19 protein-coding genes are annotated in these 16,289 nt (G+C 68.9%); 9 read left to right on the top strand and 10 right to left on the bottom strand.

Features of this window, described 5'->3' with window-relative positions; translation table 11 throughout:
• The first annotated feature begins 14 nt into the window (after window positions 1-14).
• The 4 genes from serA to G5B46_RS08995 all read left to right on the top strand — a co-directional run bounded on the left by serA (window position 15) and on the right by G5B46_RS08995 (window position 3,772).
• The gene (gene serA / locus G5B46_RS09010; protein WP_165258346.1) at window positions 15-1,595 is read left to right on the top strand and encodes a phosphoglycerate dehydrogenase; all 1,581 of its coding nucleotides are present in this window, start codon (window positions 15-17) and stop codon (window positions 1,593-1,595) included.
• 70 nt (window positions 1,596-1,665) lie between these two features.
• Window positions 1,666-2,175, top strand: a complete 510-nt coding sequence (locus G5B46_RS09005) for a hypothetical protein (RefSeq protein WP_165257935.1) — start codon at window positions 1,666-1,668, stop codon at window positions 2,173-2,175.
• A 108-nt stretch (window positions 2,176-2,283) separates the two neighbouring features.
• On the top strand, window positions 2,284-2,652 hold the full coding sequence (locus tag G5B46_RS09000; RefSeq protein WP_165257933.1) for a VanZ family protein: 369 nt from the start codon (window positions 2,284-2,286) through the stop codon (window positions 2,650-2,652).
• A 37-nt stretch (window positions 2,653-2,689) separates the two neighbouring features.
• Complete coding sequence (locus tag G5B46_RS08995; RefSeq protein ID WP_165257930.1) at window positions 2,690-3,772, top strand: acyltransferase; 1,083 nt, start codon at window positions 2,690-2,692, stop codon at window positions 3,770-3,772.
• A gap of 147 nt (window positions 3,773-3,919) precedes the next feature.
• Here the strand turns inward: G5B46_RS08995 and G5B46_RS08990 are convergent, their stop codons facing one another.
• The 4 genes from G5B46_RS08990 to G5B46_RS08975 form a co-directional block, all read right to left on the bottom strand.
• Complete coding sequence (locus G5B46_RS08990) at window positions 3,920-4,624, bottom strand: HAD family hydrolase (RefSeq protein ID WP_165257927.1); 705 nt, start codon at window positions 4,622-4,624, stop codon at window positions 3,920-3,922.
• Between the two features lie 14 nt (window positions 4,625-4,638).
• On the bottom strand, window positions 4,639-5,505 hold the full coding sequence (locus tag G5B46_RS08985) for a dienelactone hydrolase family protein (protein ID WP_165257924.1): 867 nt from the start codon (window positions 5,503-5,505) through the stop codon (window positions 4,639-4,641).
• Window positions 5,506-5,641: 136 nt separating this feature from the next.
• Window positions 5,642-5,800, bottom strand: a complete 159-nt coding sequence (locus tag G5B46_RS08980) for a hypothetical protein (protein WP_165257922.1) — start codon at window positions 5,798-5,800, stop codon at window positions 5,642-5,644.
• A 103-nt stretch (window positions 5,801-5,903) separates the two neighbouring features.
• Entirely contained in the window at window positions 5,904-6,203 is a 300-nt protein-coding gene (locus tag G5B46_RS08975) for a DUF1272 domain-containing protein (protein WP_165257921.1), read from the bottom strand.
• Window positions 6,204-6,446: 243 nt separating this feature from the next.
• Between G5B46_RS08975 and carA the strand changes: the two genes are divergently transcribed.
• Window positions 6,447-7,613, top strand: coding sequence for a glutamine-hydrolyzing carbamoyl-phosphate synthase small subunit (gene carA / locus G5B46_RS08970; RefSeq protein ID WP_165257920.1), 1,167 nt, complete (start codon window positions 6,447-6,449; stop codon window positions 7,611-7,613).
• A 147-nt stretch (window positions 7,614-7,760) separates the two neighbouring features.
• Window positions 7,761-8,165, top strand: coding sequence for a hypothetical protein (locus tag G5B46_RS08965; protein ID WP_165257918.1), 405 nt, complete (start codon window positions 7,761-7,763; stop codon window positions 8,163-8,165).
• Window positions 8,166-8,285: 120 nt separating this feature from the next.
• Here G5B46_RS08965 and G5B46_RS08960 read toward each other — a convergent pair whose 3' ends face one another.
• The 3 genes from G5B46_RS08960 to G5B46_RS08950 all read right to left on the bottom strand — a co-directional run bounded on the left by G5B46_RS08960 (window position 8,286) and on the right by G5B46_RS08950 (window position 11,178).
• The gene (locus G5B46_RS08960) at window positions 8,286-9,902 is read right to left on the bottom strand and encodes a carboxylesterase/lipase family protein (protein ID WP_165257916.1); all 1,617 of its coding nucleotides are present in this window, start codon (window positions 9,900-9,902) and stop codon (window positions 8,286-8,288) included.
• Window positions 9,903-10,152: 250 nt separating this feature from the next.
• Window positions 10,153-10,767: a pyridoxamine 5'-phosphate oxidase family protein gene (locus G5B46_RS08955; protein WP_165257915.1), complete on the bottom strand. Its 615-nt coding sequence runs from the start codon at window positions 10,765-10,767 to the stop codon at window positions 10,153-10,155.
• 48 nt (window positions 10,768-10,815) lie between these two features.
• Window positions 10,816-11,178 carry a response regulator gene (locus G5B46_RS08950; RefSeq protein ID WP_233247561.1) on the bottom strand — a complete coding sequence of 121 codons (363 nt, stop codon included), beginning with the start codon at window positions 11,176-11,178 and terminating at the stop codon, window positions 10,816-10,818.
• A 232-nt stretch (window positions 11,179-11,410) separates the two neighbouring features.
• Here G5B46_RS08950 and G5B46_RS08945 point away from each other — a divergent pair, with 232 nt between their 5' ends.
• Window positions 11,411-12,217 carry a crotonase/enoyl-CoA hydratase family protein gene (locus tag G5B46_RS08945; protein ID WP_165257911.1) on the top strand — a complete coding sequence of 269 codons (807 nt, stop codon included), beginning with the start codon at window positions 11,411-11,413 and terminating at the stop codon, window positions 12,215-12,217.
• Window positions 12,218-12,220: 3 nt separating this feature from the next.
• Complete coding sequence (locus G5B46_RS08940; protein WP_165257908.1) at window positions 12,221-12,823, top strand: DUF3052 family protein; 603 nt, start codon at window positions 12,221-12,223, stop codon at window positions 12,821-12,823.
• 238 nt (window positions 12,824-13,061) lie between these two features.
• On the opposite strand, the gene G5B46_RS08935 is transcribed toward G5B46_RS08940, so the two are convergent.
• The 3 genes from G5B46_RS08935 to G5B46_RS08925 form a co-directional block, all read right to left on the bottom strand.
• On the bottom strand, window positions 13,062-13,601 hold the full coding sequence (locus G5B46_RS08935) for a nuclear transport factor 2 family protein (protein WP_165257905.1): 540 nt from the start codon (window positions 13,599-13,601) through the stop codon (window positions 13,062-13,064).
• Window positions 13,602-13,743: 142 nt separating this feature from the next.
• On the bottom strand, window positions 13,744-14,637 hold the full coding sequence (locus G5B46_RS08930) for a LysR family transcriptional regulator (RefSeq protein WP_165257902.1): 894 nt from the start codon (window positions 14,635-14,637) through the stop codon (window positions 13,744-13,746).
• Between the two features lie 80 nt (window positions 14,638-14,717).
• On the bottom strand, window positions 14,718-15,230 hold the full coding sequence (locus tag G5B46_RS08925; RefSeq protein ID WP_165257899.1) for a hypothetical protein: 513 nt from the start codon (window positions 15,228-15,230) through the stop codon (window positions 14,718-14,720).
• 128 nt (window positions 15,231-15,358) lie between these two features.
• Between G5B46_RS08925 and G5B46_RS08920 the strand changes: the two genes are divergently transcribed.
• Window positions 15,359-16,255, top strand: a complete 897-nt coding sequence (locus tag G5B46_RS08920) for a bestrophin family protein (protein ID WP_165257896.1) — start codon at window positions 15,359-15,361, stop codon at window positions 16,253-16,255.
• Window positions 16,256-16,289: the final 34 nt, after the last annotated feature.

The following is a 16,289-nucleotide window of genomic DNA, read 5'->3' as shown; positions in this document are numbered from 1 at the left end:
ACAAGGAACACCTGATCATGGCTCCTCGCGTCCTCATCGCCGACAAGCTTTCCCCCGCCGCCGTCGACATCTTCAAGAACCGCGGCGTCGACTTCGACATCAAGACCGGCCTGTCGAAGGAAGAACTGATCGCCGTCATCGGCGACTATGACGGCATCGCCATCCGCTCGGGCGCCAAGCTCGACAAGGACGTCATCGCCGCCGCCAACAAGCTGCAGGTCATCGCCCGCGCCGGCATCGGCGTCGACAACGTCGACATCCCGGCCGCCACCGCCAAGGGCGTGGTGGTGATGAACACCCCGTTCGGCAACTCGATCACCACGGCCGAGCACGCCATCGCCATGATGTTCGCCCTGGCCCGCCAGATCCCGGCGGCCGACGCCTCGACGCAGGCCGGCAAGTGGGAGAAGAACCGCTTCATGGGCGTGGAGCTCTACGCCAAGACCCTGGGCCTGATCGGCGCCGGCAACATCGGCGGCATCGTCGCCGACCGCGCCCTGGGCCTGAAGATGAAGGTCGTGGCCTACGACCCCTTCCTGAGCCCCGAGCGCGCCATCGAGATGGGCGTCGAGAAGGTCGAGCTGGAAGAGCTGCTGGCCCGCGCCGACGTCATCACCCTGCACACCCCGCTGACCGACAAGACCCGCAACATCCTGTCGGCCGAGAACCTGGCCAAGACCAAGAAGGGCGTGCTGATCGTCAACTGCGCCCGCGGCGGCCTGGTCGACGAAGTCGCCCTGCGCAAGCTGCTGGACGAAGGCCACGTGGCCGGCGCCGGCTTCGACGTGTTCGTCACCGAGCCGGCCAAGGAAAACCCGCTGTTCGGTTCGGACAAGGTGGTGGCCACCCCGCACCTGGGCGCCTCGACCTCGGAAGCCCAGGAGAACGTGGCCCTGCAGGTCGCCGAGCAGGTCAGCGACTACCTGCTGACCGGCGCCGTGACCAACGCGCTTAACAGCCCCTCGGTCAGCGCCGAAGAGGCCCCCAAGCTGAAGCCGTTCGTGGCCCTGGCCGAGAAGATCGGCGCCCTGGCCGGCCAGATGGTCGACTTCGGCATCAAGGCCATCGACATCGCCTTCGAAGGTGAAGTCGCCGCCCTGAACGTCAAGCCGCTGACCTCGGCGGCTCTCGCCGGCGTGCTCAAGCCGATGCTGGCCGAGATCAACATGGTCTCGGCTCCGGCCGTGGCCAAGGAGCGCGGCGTGACCGTCTCGGAAAGCCGCCAGGAAAAGAGCCCGACCTACGACTCGCTGCTGCGCGTGACCATCACCACCGAGAAGGGCAAGCGCGCCTTCGCCGGCACGGTGATCGCCGGCGCCCCGCGCGTCATCGAGGTCAAGGGCATGGAGCTGGACGCGGGCTTCTCGCCGGCCATGCTCTACATCAACAACCTCGACAAGCCGGGCTTCATCGGCGCCCTGGGCATGCTGCTGGGCGAGGCGGGCGTGAACATCGCCACCTTCAACCTGGGCCGCGTCTCGGCCGATGAGGACGCCATCGCCCTGGTCGGCGTCGACCAGGCTCCGAGCGAAGAGCTGCTGGCCAAGATCCAGGCCCTGCCGCATGTGAAGGAAGCCCGCGCGCTGACCTTCTAAGGCCGGTTCTTCCAGGCTAGAGCTCGAGCCCCCGGCCTTGGCCGGGGGCTTTTTCTTTGGGGCAGGTGTAATGGATTTCTCGGACGAGCGCTGGGTGGGGCTGATGGGCGGTTATCGGGTCGTCTACGATCCCCGCCCGGCCCTTCGGGCGATAGACGAGGGGCGCGACGTCGAGGCCGCCTGGTCCGAACTCTGGGAAGAGCTGCATCACCAGGGTGACGTCGACCTGGCCTCGTACGCCGTCGCACCGCATTTGGCCCGGCTGGCCGCGACGGGCAAGGCGGGCGGCTGGAACGCCTACGGCCTGGCCGCGACCATCCAGCAATCGCGCAGGCACGAACGCAATCCTGCGATCCCCGACTGGCTGGAGCTTCATTACACTCGGGCTTGGACGGCGCTCTTCGCGTCCGCACTGGACGCTCTACGCACGGCCGATGATCCAGATGTGGTCGGCAGCCTGTTGGCGGTGGTCGCGATCCATAGGGGCATGCCGATCCTAGGCGACATGGCGCTGGAGTTCTCGGAAGCCGAGCGACTTGAGATTTTGATCGAGGCCGGGTGGGAGGCCGCGCCGGGATAAGCAGTTTCCGTGCAGTCTTTGAGCGAAAGCCGTGAACAGCCTACGCCGGCCATTTTCACGCCCCAGGTGAGCGGCTAGGGCAGGGGCTCGCCTCGTCCAGGAGCCCAGATGTCCCGCAGCTTCAAGCGCAAGATCAACTGGCTGGCCTTCGCCGTGTTCGCGGCGGCCGCGGCCTATGCGTTCTGGAAGGCGATCACGCCGGGCGACGACACTGTCGGCCTGATCCCGTGGGACAAGGCCAAGCATTTCATCGTCTTCTACGTGCTGGCGGTGCTGGGCTGCCTGGCCTTGCCCAAGAGCCGGCTGTGGCGGATCGGCCTCGTGCTGGTGGCCTTCGGCGGACTGATCGAGATCGTGCAGCACTTCACCGGCCGCGACATGTCGTGGGGCGACCTCGTCGCCGACTTCTGCGGGGTGACGGCGGCCTATGCCTACAGCCTGGTCGGCGCCATCCGCCGCAAGCTGCCCGCCGGCTGAGCTTGACCGTCGTTACGGCAGAGATCACGACTGCGGCGTGAAACCGTTCCCGCCGCTCAAGACCGATTCCGACGACATGCTGCATCTCGACGCCCTGCGGGCGCTGGGTGCGGTGCTGATCGTCGTCTTCCACTTCAACCGGTTCATCAATATCGACGGCCGCTGGCAGGCGGTGGACGACACGGTCAAGAGCTTCAGCCTGCTCGTCGACCTGTTCTTCGTGATCTCCGGCTATGTGATCAGCGCCGTCTATACGGGGCGGATCCGCACGGTTTCCGACTTCCGCTGGTTCCTGCAGAAGCGGGTGGCGCGGCTGATGCCGCTGCACTGGCTGACGCTGGCGGTGTTCATCGTCATCGCCGTCGCCGGGGTCATGGGCCTCGTGAACGACCGCGATCCCAGCCGCTACGACCCCGCCTGCGTCGTGCCCAACATCCTGAACCTGCAGGCCTTCGGCATCTGCCGGGCCCAGACCTTCAACTTCGTCAGCTGGTCGATCAGCGCCGAGTGGGCGATGTATCTGCTGCTGCCGCTGCTTCTGTGGCTGGCGATGCGCGGGACGGCCTGGCTGACCCTGGTCACGGCGGTGATCCTGGCGGCGCTGTTCGCCATTCCGGCGCAGCAGCCCTTCCACATGTGGACGGCCGACTTCGGCATCGCCCGGGCTGCGCCCGGCTTCCTGGTCGGCATGATCGCCTACAAGATCCGCGGGCCGCTGGGACGCCTGCCGGGCGCGAAGTGGTGGTTCTTCGCCTCGTGCGTCGCCTTCGTCGCCGGCAGCGCCGCGCAGCTGGATCGCGACCTGCTGCTCTTCGTCTGCTACGCCGTCGGCCTGCTGGGCGTGGCGGCCGACAACGCCCCGGTCAAGCCCGGTCCGGTCGTGCGCTGGCTGGCGCCCTGGGGGCAGCTGTCCTACTCGGTCTACATGCTCCACCCGATCATGCTGAAGATCGCCCTGAACTGGGTGGGCCTGGGGATGCTGCACCTGACCGGCGACGTCATGCGCCTGTGGTGCCTGGCCTGGGGCCTCGTCTTGATCCCGGTCAGCTATGCGTCGCTGATGTACTTCGAGAAGCCCGCGCGGGACGCCATCGCCGGGTGGGGGAAGCCCAAGCGCTGAACCCTCTCCCGGAGGGGAGAGGGAGGGGCCCAGGCGAAGCCTGGGAGGGTGAGGGGTGACGGCGCCTGACGTCGTGCCGGCGCGCCGTCTTCTGTCCCTAACCCCTCATCCGGCGCTTCGCGCCACCTTCTCCCTATGGGAGAAGGATCAGTTCTTGGACACGTGATCCACGAACGCCGGCAGTTCGCCGATCGAGGCCAGTTCCACATAGCGCGGGTGGTTCTGCGGCGCGTCGGCGGCCTCGTGGGCCCAGACCAGCGGGTAGGGGATCAGCGCGCCCCAGGCCCCGGCCTCCAGCGCCGGCAGGATGTCGGACCGCATCGAGTTGCCGGCCATCAGCGCCTGCTCGGCCCCGGTGCCGTAGCGGTCGAACACCCGGCGATAGGTGCCGGCGTCCTTCTCCGAGACGATCTCGACGGCGGCGAACAGGTCGCCCAGGCCCGAGGCGGCCAGCTTCTGCTCCTGGTGCAGGAGGTCGCCCTTGGTGATCAGGATCAGGCGATAGCGCTTGGACAGCTCGGCCAGGGCCCGCTCGACGCCCGGCAGGGGCTCGACCGGCTCGGTCAGCATCTCGCGGCCCACGGCCAGGATCTCGCGGATGACGCGGGTGGAGACCGCGCCGTCCGTGAGGTCCAGCGCGGTTTCGATCATCGACAGGGTGAAGCCCTTGGCTCCATAGCCGTAGACCCGCAGGTTGCGCTTCTCGGCCACGGCCAGCTGGCTGTTGATCCGTTCCTCGTCGCCGAAGTCGGACAGCAACTCGACGAACCGCTTGTGGGTCAGGCGGAACAGGCTCTCGCAGTGCCAGAGGGTGTCGTCGGCGTCGACGCCGACCGTGGTGATGAGGCTCATGCCCTCCGTCTACATCAGCGCAGCGTGCGCTTGTAGAGGTCCAGGAGGTTGGTCCAGGCCTGTTCGGCGGCGGCCTCGTTGTAGACCTGGCTGCCCTTGACCGTCCAACCGTGGGCGGCGCCGGCGAAGACCTCGACCTTGGCCGGGCGCTTGGCCTCGGCGAAGGCGGCCTTCAGCTTGTCCTTCACGTCGGGCTCCTTCTTGTCGTCGTTGTCGGCGACCTCGATCAGGTACTCGGCGTGGGTCTTGGGGATCAGCAGGTGCGGGCTGGTGGGATCGGCCGTGACCAAGCCACCGCCGTGGAAGCTGGCGACGGCGGCGATGCGGCCAGGGGCGGCCGCGGCGGTGCGGAACGACAGCGGCCCGCCCATGCAGTAGCCCTGCACGCCGATCTTTCGGCCCTTGTCGGTTTCCTTCTGGGCGTCGAGGAAGGCCACATAGGCCAGGGCGTCGCGGTCGGTGCCCTCGGGCGTGACGGTGGCGCGCAGCGGGGTGATCTTGGCGCGGTCGTCGGGATTGGCGAAGTTGAAGGTTCCGTCGATCACCGGCGCCTTCTTGACGCGGTAATAGAGGTTGGGGACCAGCACGACGTAGCCGGCGGCGGCCAGGCGGCGGCCCATGTCGCGGAACACCGGGCGCAGGCTCATGACGTCGGGCCAGATCAGCACGGCGGGCCATTTGCCCTTGCCGGCCGGCTTGAACAGGGCCGCGTCGGCCTCGCCGTCGGGCGTCTTGATGACGACGTCGGTCTCGACGACCTTGTCGTCGGCGCGGGCGGCGGTGGCGGCCAGGCCCCCGGCCGCGGCGGTCATCAGGCCGAACGTGCGGCGCGAGACGCGCGGATCATGGACCAGGCCGGGGTGGATGTCGTCGTCGCACATCGCGCGGGCTCCCTTTCGAACAGGCGCCCGCACGGTGCACGACCTGACGCCGAAGGCAATCGGCGGCTGCGCTTTAGGTTGGATCCGCAGCCTTATGAAACCGAGCGGCTCTGGGGAGGGGTCTTGGAGAGCAGGTTCAGAAGGTGAGGATGACGAACACCACGCCGCTGATCACCACGCCCGCGCCCAGCATCACGCCAAGCGCCTGGCCGGCCAGCGACTGACCGGGAAGGCGCGTCCAGGCGATCTTCGGCGCGCGCTTCTGGGCGGCTCGATCGTGGACGGCGGCGGTCATGATTCCATCTCCTCGTTTAAGCCCAAGCTTGTGGGGCCTGACGAGTTAACGAGCGTGAAGCGCCGGCGGATGCAGGCGTGCGACCGATTGATCCAGGGTGCGCCTAAAGGGTCACACTCCAGCCGTCCCGACCGCTGCCGGGCGCGGCGGGAGGCGGGGGCTTGGCGCAGGCCGTGTGGGCCTTGTTGATCCGCCGCAGCGAGGCTGGAAAGCGGTGCAGCTTGCTGTCGGGACGGATCGGCCGGGCCACCAGGTCGCCCTCGCAATTGGGGCAGACGCCATGGAATCGGCTTTCCGCGCAGTCGGCGCAGAAGGTGCATTCGAAGGTGCAGATGCGCGCCAGCTCGCTCTGGGGCGGCAGGTCGCGGTCGCAGCACTCGCAGTTGGGGCGCAGTTCGAGCAAGGGCCGTCCTCCCGTGTTCTTATGCGTTGAAGCCCCGCACCATAAGGGCTTGAACGCCCTTCGCGCGAGGGGGCGCGTTGGGAGATCACGGGAATGTGGCGGGGCCGGCGAAAAGCCGTGATCCGAGGGGTTGACCCCCCCGCCCGCGACCCCTAAACACCCCGCCGTTTGCGCGGCGGGCGGGGTTCTCCCTGGCCCGCCTTTTTGCAACAATAACCACGCGTTCTGGAGGCGCTTCTCGAGATGTCCCAAGACCTTCTCCCCGGCGTCACCGGCGTTCTGGTCCTGGCCGACGGCACCGTCCTGCAGGGCGTTGGCTGCGGCGCGGTCGGCGACGCGGTCGGCGAGGTGTGCTTCAACACCGCCATGACCGGTTACCAGGAAATCCTGACCGACCCGTCCTACATGGCCCAGATCGTGGCCTTCACCTTCCCGCACGTCGGCAACGTCGGCACCAACAGCGAAGACGTCGAGCAGATCACGGGCGTGGCCGAGACGGCCGCCCGCGGCGCGATCTTCCGCGACGTCCCGACCGATCCGGCCAACTGGCGCGCCAACAGCGACTTCGACGGTTGGATGCAGCGCCGCGGCGTCGTCGGCCTGGCCGGCGTCGACACCCGCGCCCTGACCCGCAAGATCCGCGAGACCGGCATGCCGCATGGCGTGATCGCCCACTCGCCCGACGGCAAGTTCGACCTCGACGCCCTGAAGGCCAAGGCCCGCGACTGGTCGGGCGTCGTCGGCCTCGACCTGGCCAAGGACGCCTCGACCACCCAGACCTTCACCTGGGACGAGGGCCTGTGGTCGTGGCCGGCCGGCTACGCCAAGCTGGAGCAGCCCAAGTACGAAGTGGTCGTCATCGACTACGGCGTGAAGCGCAACATCCTGCGCGCCCTGGCTCACGTGGGCGCCCGCGCCACGGTGGTTCCGGCCGACACCTCGGCCGAGGACATCCTGGCCCGCAATCCCGACGGCGTCCTGCTGTCCAACGGCCCGGGCGACCCGGCCGCTACCGGTGCGTACGCCGTGCCGGAAATCAAGAAACTGGTGGAAAGCGGCAAGCCGGTGTTCGGCATCTGCCTCGGCCACCAGATGCTGGCCCTGGCCCTGGGCGCCAAGACCGTGAAGATGGAGCAGGGCCACCACGGCGCCAACCACCCGGTCAAGGACCTGACCACGGGCAAGGTCGAGATCGTGTCGATGAACCACGGCTTCACGGTGGACAGCGAAAGCCTGCCCGAGCCGGTGCAGGAGACCCACGTCTCGCTGTTCGACGGCACCAACGCGGGTATCGCACTGAAGGACAAGCCGGTGTTCAGCGTCCAGCACCACCCGGAAGCCTCGCCCGGCCCGACCGACAGCCTCTACATCTTCGAGCGCTTCGCCGGCCTGATGGACAAGGCGAAGTAGTTCGGGCGAAGTAAGACGAAACGCCCCGCCGAAAGGCGGGGCGTTTTTCGTTTCCGGGTCCTGTCACGAAACCATCGCCCAGGGTTCACGCACCGATTGAGCGACCCGTGTTAGCGTTTTCGCCGTTCCCAATCTCACGAGGACGGCATGAGCGCCTATGAACGCATCGGCGGCGAGGCCGCCGCCCAGTCGGTGATCAGCGACTTCTTCCAGCGCGCCCAGGGCGACGAGCGGCTCAAGAGCCTGTTCGGCGGCGAGGTCGCGCCCGGCGCCCGCGCCGTGGTGGCCGGCGCCCTCGATCCCGAGGCCGGCGAGGCCCGCGGCGACCTGGAGCTGGCCCAGGTGTGGTTCGGCGCCAACGCGCTGGAGGACGACGAACTGGACCTGATCATCGGCCACCTGGCCGCCGCCCTCGAAGCCGCCGGGATCGACGACGAGATCACCGCCGACGTCGCCGACCAGATCGAACTGCTCCGCGACCTGGCCCTTGGTCCGGACGAAGAAGACTTCGACGACGAGGATGAGGACGAAGAGGGCGAGGTGGCGGCTTAGGGCCGCAGACCCCCTCCGGCCCTCCGGGCCACCTCCCCCAGAGGGGGAGGATCTTGGCGCTTGAGATGCTCCCCCTTTGGGGGAGCTGTCGCGGAGCGACTGAGGGGGTTCTTCCCCCCTCTAAGTCCCGAACTGCGTGAACGGCACCTTGTTGAAGAGCTCGCGCTCGCCGCCGCGCGGGTCGTCGGCCATGCGGGTGGTCTCGTCGAACACCAGGGTCTGGCGGCGGGGCAGGGTGTAGGGCTCCCACTTCGGAATGGCCGCGCAGTTGGGATCGCCGGTGCGGGCGAAGGCGACGAAGGCGTCCATCATGGTGTTCGACATCGCCTGGCTGCGGGCGTCGGTCCCGACGATCGCGCCCTTGGCGTCCAGCGTGCCGAACACCAGGCAGATATCGAGCGTGTGCGGCGCGCCCCAGATGCCGCCGTCCTTGGGCGACTTCCAGTCCAGTTGATACACCCAGGCAGGCGCGCGGGTCGCCGCGCGGGCCTCGGCCTGCAGGATCGCCGCCTTCCACGAACGACCGGCCGTCGAGGCGGCGAAATAGACGTCGGACGGCGAGTAGGTCGGGTACATCCGGCGATAGGCCGCCACCACCGTGGCCGGGTCGATGTCGATGCGGGCGTTGAACTGGGACGGCAGCTTTTCGACCACTTGGTCCCAGGTCATGTCGAACACCTTGGGATCGGAGCCGACGAAGCCGCGCGTCTCGTCATGGGTGTTGCCGCAGATCAGCGGCACGTCCAGGCCCTGGGGCGCCGCGTCGGGGAAGAAGGGGTGGCGGGTCAGCGAGCGCTCGTCCAGCACCGGGCCCATATAGACCCCGCCCGAACCGGCCACCGGATCGATCGCCTTCAGGCCGTTCAGCAGCTGGTCGGCGGGCAGGGCGCGCAAGGTGGCCAGGTCGCTGATCCCCAGCTTCTCCAGAAAGAGCTTCGCGCGCTTGGTGGCGTTGAACGGGCCGCCGGCGGTGACCTGCTGGCCGCTCATGGTGGCGGCGCGGTGGAACAGGCCCTTGGCGGCCGGCATGGCCAGCAGGGTGGCGATCTTGGCCCCGCCGCCCGATTGGCCAAACAGCATGACCCGCGAGGGATCGCCGCCGAAGGCCTCGATGTTGTCGCGCACCCATTGCAGGGCCAGCACCAGGTCGAGCTGGCCGACATTGCCGCTGTCGGCGACGCTGGGATCGTTGAACAGGCGGGCGAGATAAAGGTAGCCGAAGGCGTTGAGGCGGTGGTTCACCGTCACCACCACCACGTCGCCGCGCTTGGCCAGGCGGGTTCCGTCGTACCAGGGACTTGCCCCCGAGCCGCCGTTGTAGGCGCCGCCGTGGATGTAGAACATCACCGGCCGCTTTGCGCCGTCGGCCAGGCCGGTCTTGGAGGCCTTGGCTGGGGTCCAGACGTTGAGGAACAGGCAGTCTTCCGAGAGGGTCTCGCCCTCTTCGCCCTTGCCGGTCTGCATCGAGGCCGCGCCATAGGCCAGGGCGTCGGCGACGCCGGTCCAGGGCTGGGGCTTGCGGGGCGGGGAAAAGCGGTTCGCGCCGCCGGTGTCGGCCCCGTAGCGCAGGCCCTTGAACACGTGCACGCCGTCGGCGGTGGTCGATCCGCGCACCTTGCCGGCGGCGGTGGTCACGATGGGCGAGCGGGCGGGACCGGCCGACTTTGCGGCATGAGCGGGCAGGGCGCTGGCGGCGGCTGCCGCGCCGGCGGCCAGCAGCAGGCTGCGACGATCCATGGGGTCTTCCTCCGGCGCTTCTGACGAGCTTGCGTCATGGCTAGCACGAACCATGACACCGGTGACAATCCATTTTGCACAGGGAGATTGGGTGAACGCCGCAGCCTCGGGGAACCTCCCCCTCTGGGGGAGGCGGCCGAAGGCCGGTGGGGGGAGGTTCTCAGCTTTCGAAGTTCTGGCCGATTTCGCCGCTACGCCCCCCACCGATCGCTGCGCGATCGCCTCCCCCAGAGGGGGAGGTTCCTTGGCGTCACCACATCGACGCGGCGGCCCGCGTGGGCCAGGCCTCGTCATAGGCCGGTCCGCCGACCTCGCCGGCGGTGATCGCCGCCAGCATGGCGCCGGCGCTGGGCAGGCTCTTGGGATCGACGTGGGCCTCGGGGCTCCACAGGCCCGCCCGCATCACCGCCCGGGCGCACTGGAAATAGCACTCCTCGATGGTGACGATCAGCGCGGTGCGTGGGGCCTTGCCGTCGACGGCAAGCCGCGCCAGCAGGTCGGCGTCGGCGCTGATCACCGCCCGGCCGTTGACCCGGAAGGTCGTGCCCGAGCCGGGGATCAGGAACAGCAGCGCCACGCGCGGATCGCGGACGATGTTGCGCAGGCTGTCGATGCGGTTGTTGCCGCGCCGGTCGGGCAGGATCAGCGTGCGCTCGTCGGCGATGGTCACCAGGCCGTGGGCGTCGCCGCGCGGGCTGCAGTCCAGGCCCTCGGGACCGACCGTGGCCAGGGCCAGGAACGGCGAGGCCTCGATCAGCCGGCGATAGTCGCTTGTCAGGCGGTCGCTGACCTTGGCGGTGGAGGCCGCGACGGGCGCTGGGCTGTAGATCGCCTCCAGCGCGTCGAGGGTGTCGATGATCGCCATGCGCCGTCTCCCGTTCGCCGGGAGCCTAGCAGCGGCGGGGCGCGCCTGTCAGGCCCGGCGGTCCAGCGCCTGCTGGCAGGCCTCGGCCAGGCGGCGCGGCGAGATCGGCTTGTCGACGATCGTGCGGCGGGCGTTGGCCAGCTGATCGGCGTTGCCGGTGACGAACACGGTGGGGATGCGGCCCAGCTTGGCCTCGATGGCCTCGACCGCCTCCAGCCCCGTGCCGCCGATGATGCGGAAGTCGGCGGTGATCAGGTCGGGCGCGCGGGCCAGGGCGCAGGTCAACGCTTCCTGCGGACTGTCGGCGATGTCGAAGCTTGAATAGCCCTGGGCGGCCAGAAGGGCCTCGACCTCGAGCGCGATGAGGATCTCGTCCTCGATGATGAGCGCGTGGCCTTGGGACCGTTTCACTGCACTTAACGCCAATCCGCTGTCGTCCCTTACAAGACTACAACCCGAACTTTCAGTTCTCGCCAATCGATTTCGCGTGTTCGCCATCAGAAATGTGTTGCTGCACGCACGGAGGCTCACGCCGCCGTGATGGCGCCGCCCGCCTCGCGAGAGCCGGGCGGGGACGTTTCCCTCTCCGGCCGAAAGCCTCTATGCAAAGGGAAAAACAAGATTGCAGGAGCGCCCCACACCCATGACGTCCCAGCCCCTCGTCCTCACCGAAAAGCGCGGCCACGTCGCCATCCTCACCCTCAATCGCCCCGAGGCCATGAACGCCCTGGGCGCGCCCGGCGACGGCGACCAGGTGGCGGCCGCCTGCGAGGCGATCAACGACGACCAGGACGTCCGCTGCGTGATCCTGACCGGGGCCGGCAAGGCCTTCTCGGCCGGCGGCGACGTCAAGGCGATGAAGGCCCGCGAAGGCGCCTTCGGCGGCAACGGCGTGGCCGTGCGCGACGGCTACCGCAAGAACATCCACCGCATCGTGCGGGCCATCTACGGCCTGGAGGTGCCGTCGATCGCGGCGGTCAACGGTGCGGCCATCGGCCTGGGCTGCGACGTGGCCTGCATGACCGACATCCGCATCGCCGCCGACACGGCGCGGTTCGGGGTGACCTTTCTCAAGCTGGGTTTGATCCCCGGCGATGGCGGCGCCTGGCTGATGCCGCGCACGGTGGGCATGAGCCGCGCGGCCGAACTGCTGTTCACCGGCGACGTCATCGACGCGGCCAAAGCGGCCGAGTGGGGCCTGATCAGCCGCGCTGTGCCGTCGGGCGACCTGATGGGCGAAGCGCTGGCCCTGGCCGAAAGGATCGCCGCCCAGCCGCCTCACGCCTTGCGCATGGCCAAGAGTCTGCTCAAGCACGGCCAGACGGCGAGCTACGACACCCTGATGGAGATGAGCGCCGCCGCTCAGGCCATCGCCCACCACACCGAGGATCACATGGAAGGCGTCGACGCCATTCTCGAAAAGCGCCAACCCACGTTCCGGGGCGCCTGAGGCATGGGCAAGGAAGCGCGGGCCTGGGGCCAGCTCAGCGACGGCGAGAGCGACGGCAAGCTGCTGTGGGAGCCGCCCAAGCTGATCTTCCGCGGGGCGGTGCGCGGCATCTATCAGGGCCACGCCCTGCGCGACATCCGCGCCGAGGGCGACGACATCGTCCTGTCCGACGGCACGCGCTTCACCCTCGATCCCGGCCAGGCCGACAAGTGGGTGCACGCCATCCTCAACCCGCCGACGCGGCTGGACAAGCTGGGCGTCAAGCCGGGCATGAGCGTGGTGATCGACGGCGTCGACGACGAGGATTTCCTGGACGAGCTCTCGACCCGCGTCGAGGCGCAGGTCGGGCCCGGCGAGGACTTCGAGGACGTCGACCTGCTGTTCGTGGCGGCCGACGACCTGGGGCAGCTGGACCGGCTGGAGGACCTGCAGGGGGCGCTGGCCGAGAAGGGGGCGATCTGGGTCGTCTCGCAGAAGGGCAAGACCGCGCCGCTGAAGGACACCGATGTGCTGGCGGCCGCCCGGGGCGTGGGCCTGTCGGACACCAAGGTCTGCGCCTTCTCCAAGACCCACACCGCCCTGCGGTTCGTGCGGCGCAAGGGCTGAAAGCGCTCAGTCGCTCCGACCGTTCGTCGCCGAGTTTCCCCGCGCGGGCGGGGATCCAGGCGGCGTTGCGAGGCAAGGCGCGGTCGTGAGCGGCCCGCGGGCTTCGCTCGGGTTCCCGCCTTCGCGGGGAAGGGCGGGGTTGCGGGCGCTCATCGGGTGAAGGTGGATCCGCCCGCCTTCGCACGAAAGGGCCAGGCCCAGGCCGCCGAGCAATCGCATGGCCGCCTCCGGGCGCGCGTCAGGGGCGCTGGGCCGGCGGCGGGACTTCCTCGCGCTTGGTCCAGGTGAAGTCTGAACTGCGCCTGGCGATCAGCCACCGGCCGTCCTGGCGCACATATTCGTCGTGATAGGTGACGCCCGAGGTGTTGCGATAGAGTGTGCCGGCGTCCTGGCCGATCAGCACCACCAGGCTGTAGGCCACGCCTGTCGCCCGGTCGCCCTGGATGTCGACCGTCTGCTGGCCGTTGATGTGGTAGACGGTCTCGAACCGGCCAAGGAAGCCGGTGAAGGCCTCGCCGATCTGCTGGCGCCCTTTCAGCGACGAGGTGGGCTGGCCGGCGACATGGGAGTCGACCGTGGCGTCCTGCGTGAACAGCAGCACCTGGCGGTCGATATCCTTGGTGTCGGCGAGGTTGGAGAAGGTGTCCACCAGCGCCTTCAGCGCGGCGCGGTCCTCGAGGCCGCGCACGCGAGCCGCCATGTCCTGATCCTGCATCGTCTGCGCCTCCGCCGCGAGCGGGCTGAAAGCCAGGGCCAGCAAGATCGCCAGGGTCTTCATGCGCGTCTCCGGACGTCGAGGCTCCCGCTGGGAGCCTGGTGATTGAAGTCTGGACGCGAGGATAAGGGCGGCGGCCCTGGGCGATTAGTCGGGTAATCGCGCAAGGGTCTATGCGGATTGCTCATGAATGCCGGCGTGGGCCTCAAGCCCGGTGGCGCAGAGCCTCGACCAGCAGCGCGAAGGCCGGGGAAGGCTGCCGGCGGCTTGGATAGTAGAGGTGATAGCCGGCGAAGGGCTCGCACCAGTCGTCCAGCACGCGGACCAGGCGGCCCTGGGCGATGTCGTCGGCGACCACGTCTTGCGGGCAATAGCCCAGGCCCAGGCCGTCCAGCACCGCGCGATGGCCGATCAGGCCGGTGTTGGCGACGACCTGGCCCTTGGTCCTGACGCTGACGGACTGGCCGTCCTTCTCGAACTCCCAGGCCAGCAGGTTGCCGTAGGTGGGCAGGCGCATGCCGATGCAGTTGTGCGCCAGCAGGTCCTGCGGCGTCAGCGGGACGGGGTGGGCGGCGAAGTAGGCGGGCGTGCCGACGACCGCCATGCGCTGGTCCGGGCCGATCCGGACGGCGACCATGTCCTGATCGACGAGGTCGCCCAGGCGAACGCCGGCGTCGAAGCGGTTGGCGACGATGTCGGTGAAGCCGTTGTCGACGCTGACCTCGACGGTGATGTCGGGATAGTCGCGAACCAGCCGGGCCATGGCCGGATAGATGATCGTCGCGGCGGCGTGCTCGTTGGTGGTCAGCCGCAGAACGCCGGCCGGCGTCTCGCGCAGCAGGTTCAGCGCGGCCAGGCCCGACTGGATCTCGCGCAGGTGCGGCGCCACCGTCTCCAGCAGGCGCTCGCCCGCCTGGGTGAGGCCGACGCTGCGCGTGGTGCGGGCCAGCAGCCGCACGCCCATCCGCTCTTCCAGCTGCCGCATCGCGTGGCTCAGGGCCGATTGCGAGAGGCCCATCTGGGCCGCGGCCTTGGTGAAGCTGCGGGCTTCGGCGACGGCGACGAAGGCCGAAAGGTCATTGAGGGGATCGCGGGCCATCCATGAACAGGTTTCATGGATTGGGTCCGTCATCCAGAAATTTTCATCGCAAGCGTCGGGATCGCGCCGCCGGACCGGCGCTACTTCGGCTCACCGATGTCGAAGCGGATCATCGTCCACGAACCGCGGAACAGGGCGTACTCGCCCGACAGCGAACGCCGCACGAGGCCGGATCCTTCCTGCGCGAGCAGGTCGCCGTCGAAGGTGAAGTTGCCGTTCTCCAGGTTCTTCATGGTCATGTTCTCGAAGCGGACCGGCGCGAAGTCGGCGCGGGTGAACATGCCTAAGCTCGGTTGCTGGGCCCACTTGCCCAGCAGCTCGTCGCTGGCGCCCTGGACGCGGGCCATGCCGACCTTGGTGATCCACTTCTGCCTCAGGTCGGCCGCGAAGGTCGGGCTCTGGGGATCGGTAGCCGCGAAGGCCTGGAACATGCAGCCCAGCAGGCGGGTCATCGTGCCCTTGGGCGAGAAGCTGACCCCGCCCTTGCACGACGGCTCGACCGTGCCGATGGGATAGACGTCGTCGGCATAGGTCGCGGACGCCGCGGGCGTCGCGGTCGCGATGGCGAGCGCTGCTCCGATGGCCAGTAGCATCACAATCCCCCGTCAGTGATCCTGCCGTTGTCTAACCCGCAGTTGAGGTTCGGCCAAGGCCGCGCGCGGGGAAGGGTGGCGTCGTCATGGCGCCGGGCGTAGAGCAGGCCGTCAGACGGAGCGGGATCATGATCGTAGGGCGTCGCGCCGGCCTTTTCGAAATCGCCTTCGCCCTGCGCGGCTCGATCCTGCCCAGCATCGCAGGAAGGCTGGCGGTGCTGCTTCTGGTGTCGATCGGCGCGGTGCTGACGGCCCAGCGCTGGCCGGCGGCGTTGGAGCGGCTGAACGCGCTGCCCTTCACGCTGATCGGCCTGTCGCTGTCGATCTTCATGAGCTTCCGGAACAACGCCTGCTACGACCGCTGGTGGGAGGCGCGCAAGCTGTGGGGCGGCCTGATCATCGCCGCCCGCAGCTTCGCGCGGCAGACGCAAGGGTTGCCGACCGACAAGCGCGAGCCGCTGCTGCTGGGCCTGGCGGGGTTCGCCGGCGGGCTGGCGGCGCGCCTGCGGGGTGGCGACGAGCGCGCGGCCATCGCGCGCTGGCGCGAGGTTCCGGGCCTGGCCGTCGCGCCCAACCCGACCGACGCGGCGCTGGCCGCCGTCGGCGCCGACTGCGCGCGGCTGGAAGGGCAGGGCGCGTTGACCGCGATCCACCTGTCGGTTCTGGAGGCCCGGCTGACCGAGCTCAGCCACGTCCAGGCGGCGTGCGAGCGGATCAAGGCCACGCCCTCGCCCTTCTCCTACTCGCTGATGCTGCACCGAACGGCGCACGTCTTCTGCCTGCTGCTGCCGTTCGCCCTGGCCCATGCGCTGGGCTGGTGGACGCCGGCCCTGGTGCTGCTGATCGGCTACACCTTCTTCGGCCTCGACGCTTTGGGCGACCAGTTGGAAGACCCGTTCGGCCTGGAGGACAACGACCTGCCGCTGGACGCCATGGTCCGCACCGTCGAGCGCGACCTGCTGTTCTCGCTGGGCCGCGAGGACCTGCCGCCGGTGATCGAGGCCAAGGGCTACCGGCTGACGTGACTAGACCCTCCCCCTTCAGGGGGAGGGTCTCCGA

Origin of the sequence: Caulobacter sp. 602-2 (assembly GCF_011043625.1) — a bacterium.
Taxonomy (GTDB): Bacteria; Pseudomonadota; Alphaproteobacteria; order Caulobacterales; family Caulobacteraceae; genus Caulobacter.
Note: the sequence above shows the minus strand (reverse complement) of the source record. Positions and strands in the feature narration are given on the sequence as shown.

Excerpts from the sequence above, each read along its gene's own strand:
- G5B46_RS09005 (WP_165257935.1), top strand. The coding sequence starts at position 1,666 with ATGGATTTCTCGGACGAGCGCTGGGTGGGGCTGATGGGCGGTTATCGG.
- G5B46_RS08925 (WP_165257899.1), bottom strand. The coding sequence starts at position 15,230 with ATGCTACTGGCCATCGGAGCAGCGCTCGCCATCGCGACCGCGACGCCC.
- G5B46_RS08930 (WP_165257902.1), bottom strand. The coding sequence starts at position 14,637 with ATGGCCCGCGATCCCCTCAATGACCTTTCGGCCTTCGTCGCCGTCGCC.
- G5B46_RS08960 (WP_165257916.1), bottom strand. The coding sequence starts at position 9,902 with ATGGATCGTCGCAGCCTGCTGCTGGCCGCCGGCGCGGCAGCCGCCGCC.
- carA (WP_165257920.1), top strand. The coding sequence starts at position 6,447 with ATGTCCCAAGACCTTCTCCCCGGCGTCACCGGCGTTCTGGTCCTGGCC.
- G5B46_RS09000 (WP_165257933.1), top strand. The coding sequence starts at position 2,284 with ATGTCCCGCAGCTTCAAGCGCAAGATCAACTGGCTGGCCTTCGCCGTG.
- G5B46_RS08980 (WP_165257922.1), bottom strand. The coding sequence starts at position 5,800 with ATGACCGCCGCCGTCCACGATCGAGCCGCCCAGAAGCGCGCGCCGAAG.
- G5B46_RS08955 (WP_165257915.1), bottom strand. The coding sequence starts at position 10,767 with ATGGCGATCATCGACACCCTCGACGCGCTGGAGGCGATCTACAGCCCA.
- G5B46_RS08920 (WP_165257896.1), top strand. The coding sequence starts at position 15,359 with ATGATCGTAGGGCGTCGCGCCGGCCTTTTCGAAATCGCCTTCGCCCTG.
- G5B46_RS08965 (WP_165257918.1), top strand. The coding sequence starts at position 7,761 with ATGAGCGCCTATGAACGCATCGGCGGCGAGGCCGCCGCCCAGTCGGTG.
- G5B46_RS08985 (WP_165257924.1), bottom strand. The coding sequence starts at position 5,505 with ATGTGCGACGACGACATCCACCCCGGCCTGGTCCATGATCCGCGCGTC.
- G5B46_RS08945 (WP_165257911.1), top strand. The coding sequence starts at position 11,411 with ATGACGTCCCAGCCCCTCGTCCTCACCGAAAAGCGCGGCCACGTCGCC.
- G5B46_RS08940 (WP_165257908.1), top strand. The coding sequence starts at position 12,221 with ATGGGCAAGGAAGCGCGGGCCTGGGGCCAGCTCAGCGACGGCGAGAGC.
- G5B46_RS08935 (WP_165257905.1), bottom strand. The coding sequence starts at position 13,601 with ATGAAGACCCTGGCGATCTTGCTGGCCCTGGCTTTCAGCCCGCTCGCG.
- G5B46_RS08990 (WP_165257927.1), bottom strand. The coding sequence starts at position 4,624 with ATGAGCCTCATCACCACGGTCGGCGTCGACGCCGACGACACCCTCTGG.